General features: G+C 56.3%; 2 protein-coding genes and 1 pseudogene. All 3 read right to left on the bottom strand.

Translation table 11 applies throughout. From position 1 onward, the window contains the following. Nucleotides 1-407 precede the first annotated feature (407 nt). Nucleotides 408-2,063, bottom strand: coding sequence for a chaperonin GroEL (gene groL, locus CAPSK01_RS16170; RefSeq protein WP_034929011.1), 1,656 nt, complete (start codon nucleotides 2,061-2,063; stop codon nucleotides 408-410). A 98-nt stretch (nucleotides 2,064-2,161) separates the two neighbouring features. Beyond that, entirely contained in the window at nucleotides 2,162-2,452 is a 291-nt protein-coding gene (gene groES, locus CAPSK01_RS16165; protein WP_034929008.1) for a co-chaperone GroES, read from the bottom strand. A gap of 486 nt (nucleotides 2,453-2,938) precedes the next feature. Beyond that, nucleotides 2,939-3,475 (bottom strand): annotated as a pseudogene (locus CAPSK01_RS23425) (nitronate monooxygenase); the annotation flags it as partial. Nucleotides 3,476-3,569 lie beyond the last annotated feature (94 nt).

Here is a 3,569-nt window from a genome sequence, read left to right as displayed (position 1 = left end):
CGCGTCGCCGAGTATCTTCATCGTCCCGAGCGCGCCACCCGTTCCGCCTATGCGTAGACCGTCTGCCAATACCCCCAACGGCAGAGCCGCCACCAGCATTGCCAGAAACACTTGCATCACATGATTCATCTCGATTTCTCCCATCGTAGCAAGCGATCGACCCACAGCCCGCGCTCGCGAAACGCATGGTAGCGCAAGAAACTGTCCAAATCGCACTACTGTTCTGTACGGCCTCTTTCGAAGACGAGGCCATGGGGCCATAAAACAGCAAGGGCGGCCAAAATTCTGGCCGCCCTTGCTGTTTAGCTGAACCTACCGTTCTTGGGGATCTTGACCTTCACCGGATTGGTAAAATAAGTCGCGACCTCCTGTAGCCGGGGGTTTTCATGATCATGACCCTGCGGACATTACATGTCCATGCCGCCCATGCCGCCCATGCCGCCCATACCACCACCCATGCCGCCGCCGCCCATGGCCGGCTTTTCCTCAGCCAGTTCGGCGACCAGGCAGTCGGTGGTGAGCATCAGGCCAGCGATCGAAGCCGCGTTTTGCAGGGCCGTGCGCGTGACCTTGGTCGGATCGAGAACGCCCATTTCAACCAGGTCGCCGTACTCACCGGTGGCGGCGTTGTAGCCGAAATTGCCGGTACCCTGAAGCACGGCATTGACCACGACGGACGGTTCGTCGCCGGCGTTGGCGACGATTTCGCGCAACGGCTGCTCCATTGCGCGCAAAACGATCTTGATCCCGGCTTCCTGGTCGTGGTTATCGCCCTTGAGCGACGCGAGCGCCAGGCGGGCACGCAGCAGCGCGACGCCGCCGCCAGGAACGATTCCTTCTTCCACCGCGGCACGAGTGGCGTGCAGCGCGTCCTCGACGCGTGCCTTTTTCTCCTTCATCTCGACTTCGGTTGCGGCACCCACCTTGATCAGGGCGACGCCTCCCGCGAGTTTGGCGACCCGCTCCTGCAGTTTCTCCTTGTCGTAGTCACTGGTGGCGGTCTCGATCTGCGCACGAATCTGCTTGACACGGGCTTCGATGTTCGCGCTGACTCCGGCGCCGTCGATGATCGTCGTGTTTTCCTTGCCGATCTCGATGCGCTTGGCTTGGCCGAGGTCCGCCAGGGTGGCCTTTTCCAGGGTCAGGCCGACTTCTTCGGCAATCACCTGGCCGCCGCTCAGAATCGCAATGTCTTCGAGCATCGCCTTGCGGCGGTCGCCAAAGCCGGGCGCCTTGACGGCGCAAGTCTTGAGGATGCCGCGGATGTTGTTGACTACCAGGGTGGCGAGTGCTTCTCCATCGACATCTTCAGCGACAATCAACAGCGGGCGGCTGGATTTGGCGACCTGTTCGAGAATCGGCAGCAAATCACGGATGTTCGAGATTTTCTTGTCGAAGATCAGGATGAACGGGTTTTCCAGAATCGCGTTCTGTTTTTCGTTGTTGTTGATGAAGTAGGGACTCAGGTAGCCACGATCGAACTGCATGCCCTCGACGACGTCGAGTTCGTTGTTCAGGGATTTGCCGTCTTCGACGGTGATCACGCCTTCCTTGCCAACCTTGTCCATCGCCTTGGCAATGATGTCACCGATGTCTGCATCAGCGTTGGCCGAGATCGCGCCGACCTGAGCAATTTCCTTGCTGGTCGAGCAGGGTTTCGAGAGCTTCTTCAGTTCGTCGACGGTGGCCACGACCGCCTTGTCGATGCCGCGCTTGAGGTCCATCGGGTTCATGCCTGCAGCAACGTACTTCATGCCTTCGCGAACGATTGATTGCGCCAGCACGGTCGCGGTCGTGGTTCCGTCCCCGGCGATGTCGGAAGTCTTCGAGGCAACTTCCTTGAGCATCTGGGCGCCCATATTGGCGAACTTGTCTTTCAGTTCGATTTCCTTGGCGACCGAGACACCATCCTTGGTCACGGTTGGCGAGCCGTACGAGCGCTCCAGAACCACATTGCGGCCCTTCGGGCCGAGCGTAATCTTGACTGCGTCGGCAAGGATGTTCACGCCTTCGACCATGCGAGCGCGTGCGGTATCGCCAAATTTGACGTCTTTAGCTGCCATAGAGATAACTCCTAAGTTTCTGTGATGATTTGATTCTGAATTGAAAGGAAAGATTGTGTGCTAGGGCTGTGTGGGCGGGGATCGTGCGAACGCGACCTCTACGCCTCGATGACGCCCATGATGTCTTCTTCACGCATGACCAGCAGTTCCTCTCCATCGACCTTGACGGTCTGACCGGCGTATTTGCCAAACAGGACCCGGTCGCCAACCTTCACGGCCAGGGCGCGGACGCTGCCATCATCAAGAATCTTGCCATTGCCAACGGCGCGAATTTCGCCTTGGTCAGGTTTCTCGGCAGCTGTATCGGGGATGACGATACCGGAGGCGGTCCTGCGCTCCTCTTCAAGACGTTTGACAATCACGCGATCATGCAACGGGCGAATTTTCATGCAGTTTCTCCTTGGGGTTAAGCATATAAACGGATATTGACGGTCAGATCCTGTAGCCCTGGGTACAAGACTCAGGAGCATAAATATTAGCACTCACCGCTAACGAGTGCTAATAATAGATCCGGGTGACGTGAATTTCAAGGCTTTCGAGATGACTTTCCGGCATCGATTGCCCTGGAAACGGCAGCAACCACAAACTTGGCAATGGATTGACAGAGCACTGATTGAAAGATAGATTCCGCAAGCTCTTCTATGAAAGTCGCGAGCGACTCGCGAATTTCCCCTCTGTACTCGTGGGAGATAGGGATCGGGGGGTGAGATGGGGAATTCGCAGAGCATGCTCTGCGCCCATCGAACGATTCCGGCGTGCAAGGGAGGGGAAACGGTCATGACTTTCATCATCAGGGGTATCTTGCAAAGTCATGACCGTTTCGCGCTTGCGCGCAGGGCAGAAGGCAGTTTTACGCGGCCGGGCAGGCTGCCTCGGCCGGTGGCAATACCGCCTGCGGCAATAAGGGGTATTGAAACAGCTTCCCGAACCAGGGGAATCAAAACAAATGTTGTCGTTTCCTCCCGTCCATTGTGTCCTCCGGCTTCAAAGCCTTCGGCCACAACAGCATCAACTCCGGCCTGCTCTGCCTTACGCGCAAACTTCACACTGGAAACCACATGCACAACAGTTATTCCGTTATCCTTCAGATGGCCCGTCCAGGTGGAAGGATTTCCGGCTGAGGTAAACACGATTTTTACATTTTCCCTCACGATAATATTCATGAGCTTGTCTATCTCGGGGTAGAGCAGCGGCACATTTACGCCAAAAGGTTTTGTCGTGGCTGCCTTACACTTTCGGATATGCTGCTCCAGCGTCTCGGGATGCATGGAACCAGAGCCGATAAGACCAAGTCCCCCGGCATTACTCACGGCCGAGGCCAGGCGCCAGCCGCTGCACCACACCATGCCGGCCTGTACTATCGGATGTTGGATGTTGAATAATTGGATAACCCGGTTTGTTGAATTTTTCATGGCCCAAAAAATAACTAAAACCCCCCAAATGCTACGCTACGATTCTGAATATCTGTGAATTAGAAGATGTTCAGATTTTAATGCGGTTTCGGTC

The organism is Candidatus Accumulibacter vicinus, assembly GCF_000584955.1.
Lineage (GTDB): Bacteria > Pseudomonadota > Gammaproteobacteria > Burkholderiales > Rhodocyclaceae > Accumulibacter > Accumulibacter vicinus.
This window is presented reverse-complemented; position numbering and strand designations above follow the sequence as displayed.